Below are 20,341 nucleotides of genomic sequence, written 5' to 3' on the forward strand. Positions count from 1 at the left end.
AGATTAGGCGAACGCAATGACTTAGGGGACACTTGGAAGGGCTGCTAATCCCCAGGACACGACCACTCCGAACATGGGTCGGGAATACGACAGCGCCGCGCGAGCCATGGCTGCGGAGAGTCGATCCGGAAGAAGACGAAGGTTGCACGAGGGATCATCACCACGCCACACTTGGTGACAAACCTTGAAAGCGCGAGATCACTTCAGCTCGCTCAATGGGACAAAGGCCATCGGCTTGTCATGGTCTGCAACAGCATCCTTCAAAACCTTGAACACCCGCTGGTCGATTGGCGACGATGCCACGAAGTCGGCATAGGCCTGTTCCAGCATCGCTTTGCAACGAGCTCTGATGTCCGGTTCTGCGGCACCAGCGAATTGCTCCTTGGCAAGATATTGTCCCATGCGCTTTAGGATGTGAAGGCGCGCGACATTGACGATTCCGGGGTCGTATTCGACGCCTAGCAGTGAAAAAAACTCTTCCGCGGACGAGGCTTTGTTGAGCCGATCCAGGATACCGGCTGATGGGTGCGAGTTACTCATCGAAAACTCCCTTTGAATTGGCACGTGGACGATCGGCGACAGCGCGGCACCGCCTGGTGATCCTGCTGCAGCCAACCTCGCGCGACCATGCTGAGGCAGGCCGTCGTGGCCGTCGATTAACGATGCCCGATACCGTCCTCGCGGCGCTTGGTTTTCGAATAGCCTGTCCAGATCTTGCTGGGTACGCCTCTTCAGGCCGGGTGGGGCGACAAGTATCCGCACACATCGCGCCAGATCGCTGCTACTGTTTCGCGCTCGACCGGCACCTTGTGCTTTATGGCATGCTTGCGGACTTGCGTCAGGATCTGTCTGGCTTGGTCGGCGCTGGCGACGAGCTGTAATTCATTGAGCAACGCGGTGATCGCCGACAGCCCGGAATGCTTACCGATCACAAAACTGTTGCGGCGCCCAAGCAGAACCGGATCAAGCGACTGGTAGGTACGTTGATCTTTTAAAAGGCCATCCACGTGAATGCCCGATTCATGCGTAAAAATATGCTCTCCGACGATGGCTTTGTTCAGAGGAATCGCACGTGCGGCTGCCGCTGCAACCACTGCGGCGACCTTCTCGAGTTCCGGAAGTATGATGCCGGTCTCGCGCCTGTAGAGCTGCTTGAGCGCGACCGCGACTTCCTCGAGCGGTGCATTTCCAGCCCGTTCGCCGAGGCCGATAACGGTTACCGAGGCGTGGCTCGCGCCGGCCTTGATGGCGGAGAGCGTGTTGGCGGTTGCGAGGCCGAGATCGTCGTGACCATGAAACTCAAGTTCGAGATCGGTGGTCGCCCGCAAATTTCCGACCAGAGCGGAGGTTGTGTCCGGGTCGAGCACACTGAGCGTATCGGCAATACGAAAGCGACGCGCTCCCGCCGATTTTGCCGCGGCTATCAGTCTGATGAGAAAGTCGATGTCGGCGCGGGAGGAGTCCTCGCCGCCGACGGCAACCTCAAGTCCCCGCTCACGTGCATAACCTACGACTCGCTTCACTTGTTCCAGCGCCAGGTCGCGACGACCGCCAAGCTTGGCCGCGATCTGGATATCGGAACTCGGGATCGACACATTGACCATGGACACCTTCGCTTCGATCGCCGCGTCGATGTCGGCTTCGCGCATCCGGCACCAGCCTATGGTGGTCAGCGGAAGCTCTGCTTCGACGATTGCGTGGATGGCGGTGATCTCCTCGTTGCCCATCGCGGGCGTTCCCGCCTCGATCTCCGTCACGCCGGCCCGCGCCAGCGCCTGCGCGATCGCCAGCTTTTCCTCTGTGGTGAACGCAACGCCAGGCGCCTGCTCGCCGTCGCGTAATGTCGTGTCGTTGAGCACGGTCGGCTTGGCGCTCGCCTGCTCGGGCCAAGCCGGCTTGGCGGTCTTGGTAGCGGCCATCACGAAAGGGCTCCTCATTGCTTTTGACCCACAGGCGCTTCAGCAACCCCCATGCCAGCCCGCCACGCTTTTTAACCCGTTGAAAACAATATGCTTACTTCAGCGGCTAGCTTGCCTTCGCTAATTGATTGTCGCAAACGCGACAGGCTTATGAAGCGGACGGCTCATCCTGCCTCTCGCAACACCGAGCTCGAATGTTAACGCGATTGCGACACGCCGGTAGGCACGAATGTCGCGGAGTATTTGTGGCCCGCCCGCCTTAGACCCATGGTCGCGCGCGCATCGAAACGGCGTTAGCCGCGCCCTCCAGCTCCTGCTGAACTGGCCAAAGCGCGCGCGGGTTCTAGCTGACTTGGGCGATCGAGCCTTGCAACAGCTTAAATGGGCCAGTCGACGCCGATGACCGGGCGAGCCGCCTGCAACAGAACGTCGCGCCGACGTTCTGCCATCCGGCTCTCGCCGCTTTCTTCGCCGAAGCAGAGATTGAAATCGCTACATTGCGTGCAAACGGGCGTTGTACACATGACGAGGCCTTCATCCTCGCACAGCGAGCGGTAGAAGAAGCGCTTCCAGCGCATATTGTTGTTATTGCGCGCGGCGAGCGGCGCGAAGTGGCGGCTTAGCAGCCGAGAGAGTTCGCCACGACTGCGTAATCCGAGATCTTCCCACAAGTGGTTTGGCTCTATGGCGCGGCGTGCAATCATCGCGGCTAGCCACCCCCCGATACGTCCTTCCGTTGAGCGTTGCTTGAGCAAGAGATCGCGCACCATTGCGATTTCGTCGTTCTCATCGCAGTTGAAAGCCAGGAGCTGCTCCGAAACCTTGACCCCGACCGATGGAAAATGGTGGTCCAGCAGGGCCGCCAGCTCGTGGCCGGACAGGCCGGCCTTCTCGGGAAGCGGGCCACCATCCATCGAGGCGGCCGCCAGAATTGACGCCAGGACATGGCAATCGAAATTGCTGTCGGTCGCAATGTCGGCCTCTTCGGGAGGCACACCAGTGAGCGCTCGATAGGTCGCAATTCCTCTTTGCACCTCGCTGCCCGCGTCGGCGCAAACAGCTGCAAACGGATGGAAGTTCGCTTTGGGCATGAATCTTTTACAGCGTCACGTTTGCCCCGTCCCATTCTAGCTGGCCGGGTGATCGTCAGAATGCCGGTCTCCCCGGATGGGGGGTGAGGGAGACCGGCATCCGTCGCGCGCCTTCACAAGGCCGCGACCCGCGACCTTACGAGGCCGCGAGCTCGGCGGCGGTCTTGCCGACGATGGATTCGTCGACGGGCTTCATTATGCCATGCTCCATCAGCATGTCCTCGAGCTCGTCCATGGAGATCGGGGTCGGAATGATGCCCTTGCCGCCATTGTTGTGAACCTTGGTCGCAAGATTGCGATAGTGATCGGCCTGCTTCGACTCGGGCGCATACTCCAGCACCGTCATGCGGCGCAACTCGGCATGTTGCACCACATTGTCGCGCGGCACAAAGTAGATCAGCTGGGTGCCCAACTTCTTGGCCAGCGCCTCCGCCAGTTCCAGCTCTTTGTCGGTCTGCCGCTCGTTGCAGATCAGGCCGCCCAGCCGCACGCCGCCAGAGTTGGCGTATTTCAGGATGCCTTTGGAGATATTGTTTGCGGCATACATTGCCATCATTTCTCCGGACATGACGATATAGATCTCCTGCGCCTTGTTTTCCCGGATCGGCATCGCAAAGCCACCACAAACCACGTCACCGAGCACGTCGTAGGACACATAGTCAATGTCCTCATAAGCGCCGTTTTCCTCCAGGAAATTGATCGAGGTGATGACGCCGCGGCCGGCGCAGCCGACACCCGGCTCAGGACCGCCGGACTCCACGCAGCGGATGTCCTTGTAGCCGACCTTCATCACGTCCTCGAGTTCGAGGTCCTCCACGCTGCCGGCGCTCGCTGCAAGGCTCAAAATCGTGTCCTGCGCCTTGGCATGCAGGATCAGGCGGGTCGAGTCCGCCTTAGGATCGCATCCCACGATCAGGATTTTCTGACCCATCTCGGCCAGTGCCGCCAACGTATTCTGGGAAGTGGTCGACTTGCCGATGCCGCCTTTTCCGTAGAACGCGATTTGTCTCAGTGAAGACATGTTGTTCTCCATCAACCGATTTGCCAAAAGTTGCGCGCTTCCTACACGCGAGCTTGTTTCTCTCTCAGAAACGGGGCACACGGGTTCAAGGGAAGGAGCGCATCGCTTGCCTTACGCGTCGGCGTGCACTCAGCCCTCACTCAGTGTTGCTGCCGCTTAATAGCAACCGTCGTGCCAACACTGTCCGCGCTCATTAAGCTTCTGATTGCATTCTAAAAAGCCAACGAGCCGTTGAACAACCCCGGAGTGTTTTGCACCGGACAGGATCCGCTCGGCTGTCAGAAAACGAACACCGGCCAACCAATCAGGCTGGAAAACGGCAGCTTGGCATGACCAGATCCAATGCTCTCAAATGGAACGGGACTTGCTCCTCTTCTTGCAAGCCAGTGGTCGGCAATTTGGGCAGAGCGAGATGCAGTCGAGGTTGGCATCTCTAAGGCATGTGACCGGCGATGGGGTTCGTGGTCGATGATGCGAGGTAAATTGTGCGGCTCACCGACCAATTGATCCAACTGATCAGAACGACGCGCCTGAGCCTGAAGGCACTTACAAGGGTGCCTCGGATCGAAACTAGCTGCGGTTCTGCTCCGCGCTTCGTTTGCGAGACATGAAAGGCCAATTCTCGTTGATGAGTTAATCGTCCAACGAAGACATTAAGAAGGGGCGCAAGCACGGTACGGTGCTCAAGCCGCTTATGTGTGATCATTCGCACGAGCGTCAAATGCGCTCTCCGACATAGCGGAACCCGTCGCCGATCGTTCAGCTCAGCGAACCCACATAGGCAGACCATGGCGACAATCGTCTTTTATCAAAAACCCGGCTGCGTCACCAATGCACGTCAGATGCTGGCGCTGAAGGCCGCTGGCCATGACGTGATAGCCAAGGATATATTGAAGGAGCCGTGGGCTGCGGAGGAATTGCGACACTTCTTCGGCAGGACGCCGATTGCATCCTGGTTCAACCGAGCCGCGCCTCGTATCAGGTCAGGCGAAGTTAATCCTGACGCAATCGACGCAGCGAGCGCACTGACGTTAATGCTGGCAGATCCGCTCCTGATCAGACGTCCGCTGATCGACGTCGATGGTACAAGATGCGCCGGATTCGATCATGAAGCCGTGCTGTCGTTGCTTGGCCGGGACGCGCAAGGTGACCTTGAGGGATGCTCCCACGAACAACAGGGCACGCACTGCCCGCAGATGTGAGGATACGATCGATCATACGACTGCGCCGCCAACCAATGCGAACAACGATCCTGCCTTATCGCTTGGTCAGGATGGCCGACGGCATGTTCGGCGAGACGGCCGACGTGCGTGGCTCTTCGTAACCAGCGGCGCTCAGATTGCTCGGTTTGAATAAGACATGTCGTCGCCTGCGGTGTGGGAAACCACCGCAGTTCTATCGCGCACAAGATTCCTGCAGCCCGGATTTGATCAGAGCTTTGAGCCGAGACACGGTTATTGAATAGATTCGGCTCAGACGGAATGTTAAACTGAATAAACGATACGGACAGAACCACGGAGCTTCGTGGTCGTGATCCTTATGCAACGTGGCTGCATAATTGCGCTACGTGCGCCGCCATTTTGATCAGCATCAAATCAATCGCCGTCTCCCATGTGTGACAGAGGTCTCGCGCGACTCTTCGCGCGAACTTTGGAATGGAGAATTCGATGAGGATCAAAGCAATTCTGACGACGACATCGCTGCTCGCGCTCGCGAGCTCGTTGGCCAGCATGTCGGTTCAGGCCGCCGATCTGGCGCAGGCCCCTATCTACTACAAAGCCCCCCCAATCGAACCCTTCAATCCGTGGATGATCCGCCTGCGCGTTCTCGGCGTTTTACCGGATACCGCAGGCAGCTCCGTCAATGTCGCCGGGGCGTCGCCGCTATCCTCGCCAGCCTCCGGGCTATCGATCAGCGACCAAGCGGTACCGGAGCTCGATATCACCTATTTCTTCACAAGAAACGTTGCCGCCGAACTCATTCTCGGTGTGAGCCGCCATCACATCAGCGGCACAGGTAAGCTAAATGGACTAGATATCGGCAAGGCTTGGCTGTTGCCGCCAACGCTGACTCTGCAATATCACTTCACCGATTTCGGCCCGCTCAAGCCTTACATCGGCGCGGGCATCAACTACACCGTATTCTTCAACCAATCGGCTGCCAATACGTCGCTCGCCGGCCTTGCCGTGACGGATTTGCACATCGCCAACCAGTTCGGCGCCGCGGTCCAATTCGGCTTCGATTATATGCTTGACCGCCATTGGGGCCTCAACTTCGACGTGAAGAAGTTGTGGTTGCGGCCGGATTATTCGGCGACCGTGAACAATGCGATTGCCGTCACTGGTCGCGCCAATATCGACCCATGGCTCGTCAGCGGTGGCATCACCTACAAGTTCTGAGGCTGGAAACACGCTTCAGTGAACTTCCCGGACGCGCCGGGTCGCCGGACGCGTCTCTCCGTTATAATACAGTACAAACGCCAGCGAGATGATGCGTAAAGACGCGTCGTCTCGCCGGTGACCAGGAGCCACTCCCAGCATTGCTCGCGCTGTGCGTCACGGATGTGTCGGTAAGTGGTGGAAAACAATCAAATCGAGCCACTAGTGATAGGCTCCTGCTCGTGCTTCCCGGCATTAGCAGAAGCGGCCGCCTGCCTATCGGCGCCGAGAATTCAAGGCGGTCGCCCCCTGCGAGAGAACGACCGCACTTGCAAGGACATGAGCTCAGGGCTCTTCGGCCCCGATCATGAGTAGAATCCGATCAAGGCTTAGCTTGTAGCGCATGTTCTTGAAACCAAAGCCATAGCGACAAGTAAGCAGTCCCGTGTTGGGCACGTACTGGAAGCGTTAGGGCACCCGATCATTGTCGAACGTTCCAAGATGCTAGCTACTGGGCGGATAGGCCTGCGATGTTCGATACAAAGGGCGAGCGGCGCTCAAGCGACGCCTTTAGCTTCGCCTCAGCACCATCACGAGGCGATCGACACGTTTGCCCTGCTTGAGATGAGAGTCTACGATTTCATCAACGTCCTCAGGCGTGGTGGCGCGATACCAGATTCCGTCTGGATAGACGACCATCAAAGGACCGGAGTTACAAAAGCCAAGGCAGCCCGTCACCGTGAAACCGACATCAGTGAGGTCTTGCGCTTCGATCGCCTTGCCCATCCGATCCCAGAGGGCCTGCGCCCCAGAAGCGCCGCAACTGCCGTGCGGATGATTCGGCGGACGCTGCGTGTTGCAGGCAAAGACGTGATGCCTATAAAGTTGAGGAAGCTCGAATTCGGTTTCTGCGTTCATGCGCCTATCCTGAAATCAACGGCCTCCATCATCTGAAAAGAGACAAGATCCGAGCGCATCCGCCCGAACAACCTGCTCCTCAGTCGAACGCCGCATCGACCAATTGATCCTACTAATTCCCACTCCAGCTTGCGAAAGCGGGCGACATGCCGATGATGATCGCTGACGATCAGCGATACTCGACATCTAGAATATCCTCCTTGATCAGCTTCAACCTCGCGGTGTCTCCCTCCGCATTACTTACGCAACCATCCAACTTTTCCAAGCAAGTTCCGCACCAGATGCGTAGCGATCATTTCTTCAGCGATCTCATTCGATGCTCCGGCGCGATTGACGATTATCCGGCGCGACTGACAATTATGCCGAGGTTGCAACATTGTCGCCCTCCCTTGTTCCATGCGTGACATATGGCACATCGCGTTTGATACGCTCCCGCTTCAGCATTTCGCGTTGCGCACCGTTCGCACGCACAATAGCCGGACCACGCCAACGCGCCCGTTCGTGCATTCGACCTTGGCGGCCGCCACCGGCTGACTATGGTGCGGCACTCGCTAAGGGCATCGCATGAGCGAAAGCTTGGCATTGCAATTGCTACGCCCGCTTCGGCGGTCGTCCAAGAATTGTGACACAGGATCGTCATTCCTCCAGACCAAACGGTCCTGTCAGTCTGGGTCCCCCCATTTCAACCAGCCCAGACGGTGCCCTCGGCGTAACCGCCGAGGGCATTTCCTTCTCAAAGACATCGTATCCAGCGGCGGCAATGGCCTGCTGGCTCGATTTGGTGCGCTAGCGCCAAAGCACCTCCTAGGTGCCGCGAAGGTCGCGGTCGCACGAGGTTCGGCTGTTCGCCTCTCAACGCCAAAGCATTGACGCGCGTCCGCGCCCAGCACTCGCTGGTACGATGGCATTATTCGGCGACAACGCCCCGGAGACGTGTTGAGCAACAGCCAAGTGACGCCTGCTAATCGGGATGGATCGTTATATCCATGGTTTCGTCGCTGTCCTCGAACGGCTCGGAAAACCGATCATCCTCAAGTAGCTTGATGCCACACAGGCAGACGTCACCTTCGATGACGGCGAGTGCGATCGGCTCAAGTGTTTGTCCAGTGCAGGGACCATCGATGCACAGCCCGGTGTCGATCTCAAATTTCGCACCGTGCCGTGCGCATCTGAGAAAGGAGCGATCGGAGGAGAAGAACTCGCCGGAGCCGATGTTGAGCCATAAGCTGTCATGCGGACAACGATTGACGTAGCCTAGATAGTCATCGTCAAAAGTGCGAACCACAACAATTGGAAACGGCCGGCTCTCGCCGCTGTCGTCTACCTGCGACAAGCTAAAGGCCTTGGCGCCACACCGCTCGATGGCATCGACCGGACAGACGGCGAACACCTCGATCTGATCACACATCGGGCCGATCATCCCTTTGCTTATCCAGGCCTCGCAGTTTCCTGCTTGAAAGCTTCGACTGCAGCCCGGGCCAGCCGAAAAACGCCGCGGCCACGAGCGAGCGGCCGATAGGTCGAGCCGGCACGGGTATTGAGGACATCAAACCATTGGTTCGGCGTGAGCTTCGCCGGGCGCTCGCTGATTTGGATCACTCTCCCGTTTGGAGCGAAGCGGACGTGAATGATGACCTGTTGAGAAGTCATGGCAACCCCTATTTGGCCGACTTTAAAGACCCGAGCCGAAACTGACGATCTCTGTTGCGACGTGCTCCGTTTCCGGCAGCTTGCGTGGCCTCCAGCCGCGGCTTGGAGACCGCGCCTCGCTACTTTCGAGCAGGTCTTCTTCGTGCCCACGGCCCCCCTCGGTCGCCCCGCTCATCTCGCGCGACGTTGCAAGTGGGATCATCGCATTCAATCGTGGTCCTTCGATGTGGTGGATGACGCGCATCTCAGTAGATCGCTGCCCCTGCGCCCACGTTGATCGAGGCATCCTTTACGGCTTCGACAATGAACTCGATCCTGTCGTTCGTGAGATGGGTGTGAAACGGCAGCGCCAGGGCGCGATCGGCGATCTTTTCGGCAACAAGGAAATCGCCACGTCGATAGCCGAGTTCGAAGTAGTGGCGTTGCAAGTGCAGCGGATGGCTATAAGCGACGGCTTCAATTTGGGCGACTCGCAGATCATCGACGATGGCATCGCGACCGGATCGCGTGAAGCGTGTTCCAAGATGGACGAGATAGAGCAACCAATTCACCTCGGTCACATGGGGACCAACGTAAGGCGGCTTGATGCCCTCAAATGATTGCATATGCGCGTTGTAGAGCTGCTCCACCAGCCGACGACGCTCCAGGATTTCATCGAGACGCTTGAGCTGCGCCAGACCCAAGGCTGCCGTGAGATCGCTCATGCCGGCTTGGTATGGTGCTGCGGCACCGACGATCACGGAGGAGCGTTCGTCCAGGCGGTGGGCGCGATAGCGACGCAAGCCAACCGCGATGTCGATATCGTCCGTTACCACCATTGCGCCTTCGCCACAACTTAGGGCCAAGGGCTGGGCAAAGTCGAAGACCGCCAGGTCGCCAAACCGGCCGACGAGTTCGCCCTTGTAGCGCGATCCGATTGCTTCGGTGGAATCCTCTAGAAGCGCCAGATGGTGGCGCTGCGCGATCGCCCGCAATTCCGACCACGGCGCGGGATGGCCGTTGGGATTGCCGGCGACAATCGCCCGCGTGTGGGCCGTGATGCGCTCTTCGGCTTTATCTGGGACCAATGTTCCCGACCAATAGTCGATGTCGGCAAATACCGCCCGCGCGCCTGCAAGACCGATCGCATGGACGGTCTCGCGGAGTGAATAGGGCGAAGCGATGACTTCCTGCCCTGGCCCGATGCCGACCGCCTTGAGCGCAAGCACGAGCCCAATGGTGCCGCTCGAGACCGCAACGGCATATTTGCGGCCAAGATAGGCTGCAAAAGCGTGCTCGAACGCCTCAGTGACCGACCCATTGGAGATCTGCGGCGAGCACAGAATCGTTTCCACGGCGGAGAGCTCGGCGAAGGTGATATCGGGATCGGACAATGGAATGAAGGACGTATTTGCCTCCATCCTGTCCGCACCATCAAGCCGATGCGCTGCCAGTTCAATCCCGCTCACCGCGCAACATTCCTTCTTGCCAACACGATGCCGGTCGCCCGCTTCGGATCGGCCGTAATCTGCACGCAGTGATCCGACCCGTCGAGCAAATGCAGATCGAAACGAGGGAACCGCCGGAACGGCTGATCCGTCACATCCGACGCATCGCAGCGAACGCATGCAAGCTGCGGAAAGCGGCGCCGCAGCTCGACAAGGGGGCCCATGTCCGCGCCGTCGACAGCAAGCAGCCCTTCGATTTCAATCAATTCCTCCGCAGTAAGCGCCATCGTGGCTCCTCTAGGACTCCCTAAGGTGGTCGTCGTCATTGCCAGAACAGGCGCTCCGGATCCGCGTTCAACTCATCGATTGCTGAAGTCAAGTGGTGGTAAAGGCTGTAAAATTCCCAGATCCCTTGCGCGTGGTTCTTGCAAAACAGCTTCCAGATCCCACTGACGGTGTCGTAAAGAATCAGCGCGACATCAATGAGACCACCATCCTGGTCGATATTGCGCGAGCAACAGGGACTCTCGATCAGATAACCACCCCTCACTGGCGTCACGTTCGGCGAGACATACAGATAGCGCTTGCGCGAGCTCAAGCCGCGCTCGATCCGCATGCGATCGAGCTCGTTTGGGTGAGGAACCAACCCGGTTTTTACCTTCCTCATCAGCGCGGCAGTCATCGCGAAAGCCCCCCTTCAGAGCACCGTGATTTCTTCTTCAAAACAGCCAATGAGCCGTTGCACACCAAAATCGACAGTATAGATCGGCACGTCGGCTTCGGTATGGATAGCGACTCTGACGATCTCGCCGGTTGCTCCGGCGCCGAGCACGATCCCGTCGGGTTCCGTATTGGGAAAAGAGCCATCGTTGATGAGGTCGACCGCCGCTTTAACGCGTTGGCCCCGCCGATATTTCGGAAAGCGGTCCTCAGTCATGACACAGCCTCTTCCGGCAATGGCAAATCATCGATCTCCTCGCACGCGTCCACCGACTCAAGCTCCTTGCGCTTCATGCCAACGCGGTAGCCACGTTCGAGAAACTCGACGCCGTAGATGTAGAATTGCTGCAGGAACGTTCCGATCGAAACGACGTAACCCACCTCTCCCTTCTTGACCAACACCTCGCCAATCTCTTTGCCGCGAAAGGTGCCATCATTACGGATGGTGCGATTGGCCCGTACCTTTTCGCTAAAGCTGAAGACAGGCGGCCCGCTGAGCTCGACGACGTCGCTATCGCGAACGATTTTATTCATGCAGCGCTCCTCATGGACACGCAGGGCCGCCGCCATACCAGCGCAAGCGAGGCCTGCATCGATTTGTCCTCATTCTCGAAGACATCCCGCGATTCACCAGCGGCAATGCCGCACGCCATTTCAAGGCGGAGATACCGGTCAGGACCGTGCTGCGGTGCAGTTCGCACCCTCGGCAACAGTCCCTGCATATTCTCGAATCGCACGGAGGCGTTCGGGTCGTTCGCCATGGCTAACGGCCACTCATCGCGGACAACCCATGCCAGAGAGTGGCGGCACTCGACCTCCGCATGACTCATCAATCGGTAGAACAGCTGCAGCGATGCGGCGCGCAACGGCGCGATCAACTTCATTGTGCTGGCCGGCCAGCATCGGCGCCATTCCTCGCACATCAAGCGAAGATCCGGGCCAGACGGCGAGGCTGCGATGGGGCTCGCTTCGCAGGAGCAGGCGCATGGGCTCATTCCTGGGCACGGTTCGCATCATCAAGCGGCGGCAATCCGTTCACTGGGCTCACCTTTAGGCTGGCGCCTGGTATCGCGCCAAGGATGTGTCAACAACGCAGGTATTGTCGACTGGACAGGCGGCGACGCATTGCGGCTCGTCGAAATAGCCAATGCATTCGGTACATTTTGCCGGTTCAATGACGAAGCTCCCCGCCTTCTCAGAGATTGCAACGTTCGGGCACAAGGGTTCGCAGGCTGAGCAGCTCGTACACTGCGAAGCAATGATCTTGAATGGCACATCCCCCCCTACGCCGCAGAGATCACGGCTTTCTGCCGAATCGACGCGTCGCCGCGCTTCACGTGCTGGATCTCACCGCTTTTCACCCGGTCGAGATAAGATCGGAACCAGGAGATCGCCGACTTCTCAAACAACTCATGCGCGTATTGATCAACCGGCTCGATTCCGGCCTTGATCAGGTTGCTTTTCGGGCTGCCGCCGATTTTGGCCACGAACACCGCGTGGCAGTCATTGATGCCGCGAATGATAGTCGAAAGCCTATCCTTCTCCCCATCACCGCCTTGGCAGTAGACGTCTACGCGGCGGTGGCCGACGAATTTAGTGCCGGATGTGGAAAGTTCGTAGACTTGGAATTCCCTCGCATGTCCAAAGTGCTCGTTGATCAGGCCGGAGCCTTTGGTTGCGACTGCCACCAGAAGCGAGATCTCGCTCGCCGCTCCGGCCAATTCCCCGAGCTCTTCTTTGCTGGCCGCGGCCTTGGCAGCACGCTCATCCTCTACCCGGTCTTGGTAAGCCTTGCGCATCTCGAGATCGTATTTGACGTCCATCTTCATGACTCGGTCGGTCGTAAACTCTGCGCTGCGATCTTCTCCGAGTAGACCCACAGCATCGGCACGGCACTGACGGCAGTGACGCATCATGTTCATCTCCCCTTCGCAAGCATTTTGCAGCGCCTTCAATTCCTGCGCTGTCGGCCCGCGTTGACCGTTGAGGCCAAACACCGTGCCGTACTCGGGTGCGGAGATCAGCGGCATGATATTGTGGAGGAAGGCGCCGCGCGACTTCACCGCCTTGTTCACTTCGACCAAGTGACCGTCGTTGATATGCGGGATCATCACAGAGTTGACCTTACACAGGATCCCCCGTTCGCTAAGCATCTCCAAGCCTAGCAGCTGGCGATCGGCAAGTACCCTTGCCGCGTCGAGGCCGGTGTAGCGCCTGTGGTTGAAGAAGATCCAAGGATAGATCTTGGCGCCGATTTCGGGGTCGATCATGTTGATGGTGATCGTGACATGGTCAACCTTGGACTTGGCGATGACGTCAACATAATCTGGCAGGCTCAGCCCATTGGTTGATAGACACAGCTTGATGTCCGGAGCCGCTTTGGCGACGAGTTCGAACGTCTTGAACGTCTTTTCTGGATTGGCCAGCGGATCGCCGGGACCGGCGATGCCAAGCACGGTCATCTGGGGAATAGTGGCCGCGACCGCAAGCGCTTTCTTTACCGCCTGCTCCGGCGTGAGCTTCTCGCTCACCACGCCCGGACGTGATTCGTTGGCGCAGTCGTATTTGCGGTTGCAGTAGTTGCACTGGATGTTGCAGGCTGGCGCTACTGCGACGTGCATGCGCGCGTAATGATGATGCGCCTCTTCGCTGTAGCAGGGATGGCTCTTCACTTTTTCCCAGATCTCGGTCGGCAGATCGCCTTGCCCTGCCCGCGAGCCGCAACTCGCCTGCCCGGAGTTGGACGAGGTGCGGCAGCCCTTATGCTCGGCGGCCTGCACCATCTTGCTGGCACCTACCGCAGCTTTGGCACATTTTCCGCGCCCGACGACCGCGTTCATTTTCCATGTCTCCCTGCAGGCAATCTTCGGCTTCTCAGGACCAGCCCCGAGAGCCTCAGCAAGAGCAGTAGCAACTCATATGCCATGGTAGAGTCGATGCGATTGTAGCCATACGCCAAACAGTTAGCTGGAACAGCAACGCAACCGAATGCAAGAACAGCAACCATGCGCGTGTTTGAAAGCCAACAAGCACGTCGTATTCCTGCCGCCGAGCTCCACGGCGGGTGCATTCATTCAAACGCCAAGCATGCGCGATCCCGGCTCCTTCCCCGTTGGCCCTGATGCGATGCGGCATCTCACAATAGTCCGATGAGAGCTGGCGATCCGACTTCGCAACGCACTAATGGGTGAGCAGTATCTCGACTGCGCGAGGCAATCCAATCGCAAGCGGCGTCAGGCCCTGCTCGCGCAGAAAGCGGAGCTCATTGCGTGAGAGCGCATCCAGATCAACGATCGCATAGTGGGTTTTGGCCGAACGCTTGATGATTTGCCGGGCATAGCTACGCAACAGCTGGTCGTTGAACCGACAGCCGATGAAGAGAAAGCTCTGTCCGATCCGCCTTTCCTTGATGATGTCCGGAATCGATGTCTGGATGTCGATTTCGGTCAGCGCCTCGACATAGTCAGCGTCGGAGATCAGGAAGTTCTTTGCCGGCTGCACACCGCCATGCGGCTTGTACAGCACCGTCGCCCAGCCATCCGCCACGACACCGTCGACCTCTTGGCCAACCTGGTCATAAAAGCGATACCAACGATTCTCGCCAATGCTGGCGCGGGTGATACCCTGCACTTCGCCCCATCCATCGCGCTTATCCAACGCCCCGCGCATCGCGCCATCATACCATACGTCGACTATGATGGGCAGCGACAGAGACGCAAGATGATCGTGCAAGGCGGTCGGCTCGACCGGCCGAGCAAAGGCCTGCGCCATCAATGCCGTCACGGTGGAGCGATGTTTGTTGATTTCGATGTGCTGCGCCGCGGCCCATGCATTGCTCTTGGCCCGTCGCGGCAACGCGACCTTGCTGGCGAAGAAAGCAGATAACGCCTCAGACGTCGTCGGCACATCGGGTCTGGACAGTTCGGCAAGGCCAGGACCGATATAGGGAACAATGCTCGCGGCCCTCAGCCCGGCAGCAACGTCCGCGAGAATGGCCTTAGCATCGGTTGCGTTGACAAAATCGATTTGCACGGGCGCATTCACGGATCGTCACCGTTTTCACCTCGTTTCTTGGCGTTGATCGTCACCGGCAAGCGCGTATCGCTAGCCATCTGCGGTAAATCGAGCACCCAGCCATTGGCTATTTTGATCCAGCCGCCCCATAGCGTCTCGTGCTCGGATTCCACGATCGACTCTTCGAGATCCTTTTTCGGCACGTAGATCGACAGGCCCGAGTCCGGAGCGCGGCGAATCATGATCTTCACGAGCTCAACTCCCTCGACTGCCGCGCATAGCTGGGCAGACTGGCCGATCCCCGCAAATTGGCGCGCAGGCGAGCCACGATGTCGGATAGTACGCACACGACCTCATCGACCTCCGCAACAGAGGTTTCACGCGACAGAGAAAAGCGCACCGCGCCGCGCATACTCCGCTCCGGCACCCGCATGGCGCGCAGAACATGCGATGGCTCCATTGAGCCGGACTTGCAGGCTGCTCCCAGCGACACTGCAATGCCCGCACGATTGAGATGATGGACGATTGCTTCGCTTTCAAGATCATCGAACGCGATATTGGCCGTGTTGGTTAGCCGATTGCTAGCATCGCCGAGCACCGCGCACTCGCCGCTGTGCAAAATCCCCTGCTCCAGGCGGTCGCGCAACGCACCAATGCGAACACGCTCCGGCTCGAGCCGCTCCACCGCCAGCTCCGCAGCTTTTCCAAGACCAACGATGCCGGGGATATTCTCAGTACCGCCGCGGCGCCGACGTTCCTGCGATCCACCCCAGATCAGCGGCCGGAATTTTGTCCCTTTGCGCAGATAGAGCGCGCCAATCCCTTTTGGGCCATGCAGCTTGTGCGCCGAAAGCGACAGCATGTCGATCGCACTGTCCTTCAGGTCGACGCGTTCCTTACCGACGGCCTGGACCGCATCGGTGTGAAACAGCGCGCCTGCCTCACGGGTCAACCCGGCCAGAAACTCCACGGGAAAAATCGTACCGGTCTCGTTATTGGCCCACATGGTCGAGACGATCGCCGTGCGGGGCCCGAGCGCGCAGCGAAACGCCTCGATGTCGAGCCGGCCGCGGGAATCTACCGGTATGATATGTGTCTTGACGCCTTTCGGCGCCAATTGCTCGACCAGCGAAAGGATGGCGGAGTGCTCAACCGAGGTGGTAACGATCTCGTCACGGCCTTCCTGGCTCGCAAGCGCCGAGAGGATGGCAGCATTATTTGCCTCGGTCCCACCTGAGGTAAAAATGATCTCATGATCGTCGGCATTCCCCAACAGATCCTGCAAGCTACGGCGCGCCTGCTTCAGCGCGGTTGCGGCCTCGCCGCCAAAGGCGTGGCTGGATGAGGCATTGCCGAATCGCTCGGTGAAGTAAGGCAACATGGCTTGCACGACGGACGGATCAGTCCGCGTCGTCGCGTTGTTATCGAGATAAATCGGCACCTGATCCCCCACTCAATCTCACGCCTTGGCTGCTGCAGCAACCGGGATGAAACGGACGAATTCGCCGAGTCTCTCGACAAGCCGCGCCTGCATGCCTTCCAACGATCCGCTCAAAAGCTCGCAAAACGCGCTGCCACCAACGCTGACCACGTTCCTGCTGCCACCGATCCGGATCACTCGACTGCCGTCACCCCGTTGCAGAATGGGTCGGATCTCCTCGAGTACGGCGCGAATGCGCGGTTTTCGGCCGTTCACGGCGGCCTGCAATTGCCTGAGTTGCTCTGATTCGGCCAGCATGCTTGATGTCTCTTTCATATCAGCTGAACGATTTTCCGCAGGAGCAGCTCGAGGTGGCGTTCGGGTTGTGAAAGGTGAAGCCTGAGCTCTCCAGCGCCATCACGAAGTCGATGGTTGTTCCGACCAGATGTTGATGGCTCTTGTCGTCGACAAACACCTTCAGGTCACCGCACTCAATCACTTTGTCGTCGGGCTTCGGTTCCTCAACCAGACCCATCGTGTATTTGAACCCGTTGCAGCCGCCTGCCTCGACCATAATGCGCAGGCCGCCAGCTGGCTGTGTCGATGATGAAATCGCACTCTTGACCGCATTCACCGCGCTATCCGTCAGGTTGATCATGGCTTATCCTTCATCTGCTTAGGACTGCGTGCTCTTGGCAAGTCATGTGCCAGCGTGCAGACATTTGATGATGCTTGCCTTTTCGGCCCACGCCTGTTGACTTTGGTACTCGTGTCGAATTTCGGACAAGGCTGCTTCAGGCTGTCGGTGCCCATTTCACGCCTTTTCCTTCCCGGCTATGCCGCAGACCGCTGCACATGGGCGGCAAGCAATTTGCATTGCATCTCGCACCGACGCCGAAGCGTTGGTGAAACGCTTAGATCGAGGAACGTTCTAATGACTGCAATCGAGAACACCGCACTCGGCAGACTTGAGAAGGAGGGTCGCCTGCTCAATGCCGTATTCAAAGGCGGGACCATTAAGCCTGGGCGGTTCGGCTTTCGCGGTGACGTCGCACTGAAATTCCAAACCCAGGTCGCGGACGAGAAGCGGCCGCCGGACTATTCGATCGAACAAGTTTTGACCATCGCCCATGATGGAGAGCGAACCATTCCGGTGCTAGCCGGCTATCTGCATTCCTTCGCCTATCTTGCCGACGTTGCAGGCGTGCTGGACGGCGCGTTAAGCCCCGACGGCAGCTACTTCATGTTCTGCAACAACATAGATCTGCTGGCGAAATACCGAGTCAGGCTTGGCGATGCCACTTTCCACGTCCTTCCGTGCGACGAGTCCACAGTTTGGAAGGAGATGATGGACCTGGTCGGAATCAACAAGGACGACATCAAGAAGCTCGATTCAGGTGGCAAGCTGGATTACCTGCTCGATGCGGCAAAGAATCTGGATCTGTCCTGTGATGAGATCTCGTACGAAGATGGGCTGAAGAGGATGGAACCCGTGAAGAATCGAAACGAAAATCGGCCGGTCTGAGCGCTGGCTTCATTCATCAAAAGGCGTATCGTCTTCGACAAGACGCACGCCGACGACACAGATATCACCATCCAGAACTGTCAAGGCGATCGGCGTGAGCGCTCTGCCCTTGCACGGACCTTCGACGCACCGGCCAGTGCCAAGTTCGAAGGTCGATCCGTGTTTACCGCACATCAGCCGGACGCCGTATGGATCGAGGAACTCGTTCCGCTCCCAGTCCAAATTAACGCCGTTGTGCGGGCATCTATTGAGATAACCGAGCACCGTCTTGCCCCAGCGCACCACAACGATAGACCACGGCCGCTGATTGCCGTCGTGATCGACGATCATAAGACGGAATCCCATGGCCCGGCGGCTTGGAATGTCGCTAAGACCGCAAATCGCGTAAATGGCGTCTGACTGCGTTCATTGCTCGTCGATTACGACGACACGCTTCATATCACCTGTATCAACAATGCGACAACCGTAGGAGCGCGCCAGATTGGCTCCGCATTGTAGCACTCGAGACGTACAAGCTCGCCTGTACAACAACTCACTCGCGTTGGTGCATGATGAGACGAATCCCGCGCAAGCATTGATCTTCTAGCCTTTCGAAGGTTCCGCTTTCGTCCACAGTCAGGCGAGTCGCATCGCACTGCGGAATGGTGCGGCTGTCTACGGCATGTGACGAAGCACACCGTCTCTTTGTATTCTCGATCTTCGCATGTGCATAGATGTGCTCGCGTTTGCGGGCCCGCGCAGCTTGACTGATGAGAATGATGCATTTCAACCAAGACCGTCGAAAATGCAGGGACTGCTGAATGCTCCGCAGACGCCGCATTGACCGCCAGCTAACAACGCCGCACGCGTCGTTGCTGCAGTCGATCTAATAGCTGGCAGCGAGGCACGCCTTAAAGTCGGCGTGCCCGCTGTTGGCGGTAACCGCGGTCACCGCCAAAATCATCCTTGGGCGCACACCGGGAGCGTGCGCCTCATCAGGCCATAGCCTTCGCTGGCGCGCGCAATCCACGAAACGCCAGCCATTTCCTGCCGGCTCCCGCGACTTACAGCTGCTCTACTCTGTGTGCAGCCCCGCAAGGGCGCGCTCCAAGTAGTAGTATTCTGTCGAATCATCTTCGTCAGAAGAGTCAAACTGGCGAGGCGCTTGGGTCGCGCTATCACCATCCCCTGCCTTGGCGAGGTACTTTGTAGGCTTGCCTACTCGCTGCCACTCATCGTTCTCATTCTTGGTCCACACTTCCGGATGCTGGTGAGGATCAAGCACCCAGTGGTTTCGCCCCACGTGAACAAAACCCATTTCCGCCAGGCGGGGTTCCATCCCGCCTAAGGCTGGTTTTGACAAGATCAGCGGCTCAGCGCCGTTGCGCGCATCAATTCTCAGTTGATGTTCCAGCAGAATATCGCCCGCATTCTCGACCAGGGGATGTGTCACCCGAAGGTCTACCACAGACGTCAGATCGTTGCGGCCAAACTGGTTCCGGAAGGCGTCTCCTTTGATCCGAACCGGACCTCCCACTCTTAAGAGGCCGACCGTTTCGTCACCCAATTTATAGCTGAAAAATTTCGCTGGCCTGGACAGATCATCGTAGGTGTGGAGATAGCTTCCAGCGACCGTTGCTGCGCGCTCAGCTTTCTTGGATACGAAATCCGAGTACTCTTCCCGGCTACTTGCGATGCTCTGGATATCAGAACCCAGAAATCTCCACAGTCCGTCATTGAAGGAAGAGCGATCGATCTCGGAAATGGGCGGATTGGATTCCAGAGAGTATCGCGCCGGCGACGCCCCACTTGAACCGACGCCTGCAACCATTTCCGTAAAATGCGAGCTGTCCCCCGCCTCTCCCGCTTCATCAGCTTGGCTGGCGCCTGTGGACGGGCTCGATGAGCCAACGATTCTGCCATACATCAGATCGCTCTCCTATCGGCAAATTTCCACGCTGTTGAGCTCGTGCCGCGCAAGCTCTGCCGACTAGAATACACAGCCTAGCTTACCGCAAGCTGACCCAGATAGCGCAAAGCCTCTGTCCGCCTCGCACGCTACGACCAGGCGCTCCGCGCGCATTCGCCGCACGCGCAACTCATCGAATTGCATTCGGTGAGTGCACATTACGTCATATGACGATGGTCCATCCCTCAAGGACTGGCCACTCATCGCCACACGCGCGATCGCCTTTCATTAGAGCACTTGCAGGCTGGGGGTTTGATCAGATACTTGAACAAATGCACACGTCTATCGAGGACCGGCCCGCCCTTACGCT

Annotated in this window: 24 protein-coding genes; 3 read left to right on the top strand and 21 right to left on the bottom strand. The window is 58.3% G+C overall.

From position 1 onward, the window contains the following. Window positions 1-198: 198 nt before the first annotated feature. The 4 genes from nifW to nifH form a co-directional block, all read right to left on the bottom strand. Window positions 199-540 (bottom strand): nitrogenase stabilizing/protective protein NifW, encoded by a 342-nt coding sequence (gene nifW, locus QJT82_RS33865; protein WP_016848185.1) that lies wholly within the window; start codon window positions 538-540, stop codon window positions 199-201. A gap of 191 nt (window positions 541-731) precedes the next feature. Next, window positions 732-1,919: a homocitrate synthase gene (nifV, locus tag QJT82_RS33870; RefSeq protein ID WP_016848184.1), complete on the bottom strand. Its 1,188-nt coding sequence runs from the start codon at window positions 1,917-1,919 to the stop codon at window positions 732-734. Window positions 1,920-2,296: 377 nt separating this feature from the next. Then, on the bottom strand, window positions 2,297-3,010 hold the full coding sequence (locus QJT82_RS33875; protein WP_244435925.1) for a nitrogen fixation protein NifQ: 714 nt from the start codon (window positions 3,008-3,010) through the stop codon (window positions 2,297-2,299). 136 nt (window positions 3,011-3,146) lie between these two features. After that, window positions 3,147-4,031, bottom strand: coding sequence for a nitrogenase iron protein (gene nifH / locus QJT82_RS33880; RefSeq protein ID WP_026192307.1), 885 nt, complete (start codon window positions 4,029-4,031; stop codon window positions 3,147-3,149). A 788-nt stretch (window positions 4,032-4,819) separates the two neighbouring features. Here nifH and QJT82_RS33885 point away from each other — a divergent pair. Both QJT82_RS33885 and QJT82_RS33890 read left to right on the top strand, forming a co-directional pair. Further along, the gene (locus tag QJT82_RS33885) at window positions 4,820-5,233 is read left to right on the top strand and encodes an ArsC/Spx/MgsR family protein (RefSeq protein WP_016848181.1); all 414 of its coding nucleotides are present in this window, start codon (window positions 4,820-4,822) and stop codon (window positions 5,231-5,233) included. Between the two features lie 453 nt (window positions 5,234-5,686). Next, window positions 5,687-6,430 carry an OmpW family outer membrane protein gene (locus QJT82_RS33890; RefSeq protein WP_016848180.1) on the top strand — a complete coding sequence of 248 codons (744 nt, stop codon included), beginning with the start codon at window positions 5,687-5,689 and terminating at the stop codon, window positions 6,428-6,430. 549 nt (window positions 6,431-6,979) lie between these two features. Here QJT82_RS33890 and QJT82_RS33895 read toward each other — a convergent pair. The 15 genes from QJT82_RS33895 to QJT82_RS33970 form a co-directional block, all read right to left on the bottom strand. Further along, window positions 6,980-7,327, bottom strand: coding sequence for a (2Fe-2S) ferredoxin domain-containing protein (locus QJT82_RS33895; RefSeq protein ID WP_035632565.1), 348 nt, complete (start codon window positions 7,325-7,327; stop codon window positions 6,980-6,982). A gap of 961 nt (window positions 7,328-8,288) precedes the next feature. After that, a complete protein-coding gene (locus QJT82_RS33900) occupies window positions 8,289-8,747 on the bottom strand; it encodes a Rieske 2Fe-2S domain-containing protein (RefSeq protein WP_016848177.1) in 459 nt (152 codons plus the stop codon). A gap of 475 nt (window positions 8,748-9,222) precedes the next feature. After that, on the bottom strand, window positions 9,223-10,377 hold the full coding sequence (locus QJT82_RS33910; RefSeq protein ID WP_016848175.1) for a DegT/DnrJ/EryC1/StrS family aminotransferase: 1,155 nt from the start codon (window positions 10,375-10,377) through the stop codon (window positions 9,223-9,225). Window positions 10,378-10,421: 44 nt separating this feature from the next. Continuing rightward, complete coding sequence (locus tag QJT82_RS33915; protein WP_016848174.1) at window positions 10,422-10,691, bottom strand: hypothetical protein; 270 nt, start codon at window positions 10,689-10,691, stop codon at window positions 10,422-10,424. 35 nt (window positions 10,692-10,726) lie between these two features. Beyond that, complete coding sequence (locus QJT82_RS33920; protein WP_016848173.1) at window positions 10,727-11,086, bottom strand: DUF3024 domain-containing protein; 360 nt, start codon at window positions 11,084-11,086, stop codon at window positions 10,727-10,729. A gap of 15 nt (window positions 11,087-11,101) precedes the next feature. Then, window positions 11,102-11,341 carry a nitrogen fixation protein NifZ gene (locus tag QJT82_RS33925; protein ID WP_016848172.1) on the bottom strand — a complete coding sequence of 80 codons (240 nt, stop codon included), beginning with the start codon at window positions 11,339-11,341 and terminating at the stop codon, window positions 11,102-11,104. Next, complete coding sequence (locus tag QJT82_RS33930) at window positions 11,338-11,658, bottom strand: nitrogen fixation protein NifZ (RefSeq protein WP_016848171.1); 321 nt, start codon at window positions 11,656-11,658, stop codon at window positions 11,338-11,340. Before QJT82_RS33930 ends, QJT82_RS33925 begins: the two co-directional genes overlap by 4 nt. Continuing rightward, window positions 11,655-12,008, bottom strand: a complete 354-nt coding sequence (locus QJT82_RS33935) for a hypothetical protein (RefSeq protein WP_028343130.1) — start codon at window positions 12,006-12,008, stop codon at window positions 11,655-11,657. The genes QJT82_RS33930 and QJT82_RS33935 overlap by 4 nt, the downstream gene beginning before the upstream one ends. A 166-nt stretch (window positions 12,009-12,174) precedes the next feature. Then, the gene (locus QJT82_RS33940; protein ID WP_075968411.1) at window positions 12,175-12,399 is read right to left on the bottom strand and encodes a 4Fe-4S binding protein; all 225 of its coding nucleotides are present in this window, start codon (window positions 12,397-12,399) and stop codon (window positions 12,175-12,177) included. Between the two features lie 8 nt (window positions 12,400-12,407). Further along, window positions 12,408-13,964 (bottom strand): nitrogenase cofactor biosynthesis protein NifB, encoded by a 1,557-nt coding sequence (gene nifB / locus QJT82_RS33945; RefSeq protein ID WP_016848169.1) that lies wholly within the window; start codon window positions 13,962-13,964, stop codon window positions 12,408-12,410. 340 nt (window positions 13,965-14,304) lie between these two features. Continuing rightward, entirely contained in the window at window positions 14,305-15,168 is an 864-nt protein-coding gene (locus tag QJT82_RS33950; RefSeq protein WP_028343129.1) for an SIR2 family protein, read from the bottom strand. Further along, complete coding sequence (gene nifT, locus QJT82_RS33955; protein ID WP_016848167.1) at window positions 15,165-15,389, bottom strand: putative nitrogen fixation protein NifT; 225 nt, start codon at window positions 15,387-15,389, stop codon at window positions 15,165-15,167. The genes QJT82_RS33950 and nifT overlap by 4 nt, the downstream gene beginning before the upstream one ends. Then, entirely contained in the window at window positions 15,386-16,579 is a 1,194-nt protein-coding gene (nifS, locus tag QJT82_RS33960) for a cysteine desulfurase NifS (RefSeq protein WP_028343128.1), read from the bottom strand. The genes nifT and nifS overlap by 4 nt, the downstream gene beginning before the upstream one ends. A gap of 18 nt (window positions 16,580-16,597) precedes the next feature. Continuing rightward, the gene (locus QJT82_RS33965) at window positions 16,598-16,876 is read right to left on the bottom strand and encodes a hypothetical protein (protein ID WP_016848165.1); all 279 of its coding nucleotides are present in this window, start codon (window positions 16,874-16,876) and stop codon (window positions 16,598-16,600) included. A gap of 19 nt (window positions 16,877-16,895) precedes the next feature. Further along, the gene (locus tag QJT82_RS33970; RefSeq protein ID WP_028343127.1) at window positions 16,896-17,216 is read right to left on the bottom strand and encodes an iron-sulfur cluster assembly accessory protein; all 321 of its coding nucleotides are present in this window, start codon (window positions 17,214-17,216) and stop codon (window positions 16,896-16,898) included. A gap of 276 nt (window positions 17,217-17,492) precedes the next feature. Here QJT82_RS33970 and QJT82_RS33975 point away from each other — a divergent pair, with 276 nt between their 5' ends. Continuing rightward, on the top strand, window positions 17,493-18,083 hold the full coding sequence (locus QJT82_RS33975; protein WP_016848163.1) for a hypothetical protein: 591 nt from the start codon (window positions 17,493-17,495) through the stop codon (window positions 18,081-18,083). Window positions 18,084-18,092: 9 nt separating this feature from the next. On the opposite strand, the gene QJT82_RS33980 is transcribed toward QJT82_RS33975, so the two are convergent. Beyond that, the gene (locus QJT82_RS33980) at window positions 18,093-18,473 is read right to left on the bottom strand and encodes a Rieske 2Fe-2S domain-containing protein (protein ID WP_028343126.1); all 381 of its coding nucleotides are present in this window, start codon (window positions 18,471-18,473) and stop codon (window positions 18,093-18,095) included. Between the two features lie 664 nt (window positions 18,474-19,137). After that, a complete protein-coding gene (locus QJT82_RS33985; protein ID WP_016848161.1) occupies window positions 19,138-19,989 on the bottom strand; it encodes a hypothetical protein in 852 nt (283 codons plus the stop codon). Window positions 19,990-20,341: the final 352 nt, after the last annotated feature.

Origin of the sequence: Bradyrhizobium sp. Mp19, from assembly GCF_029952935.1 — a bacterium.
In the GTDB taxonomy this organism is placed as follows: domain Bacteria; phylum Pseudomonadota; class Alphaproteobacteria; order Rhizobiales; family Xanthobacteraceae; genus Bradyrhizobium; species Bradyrhizobium elkanii.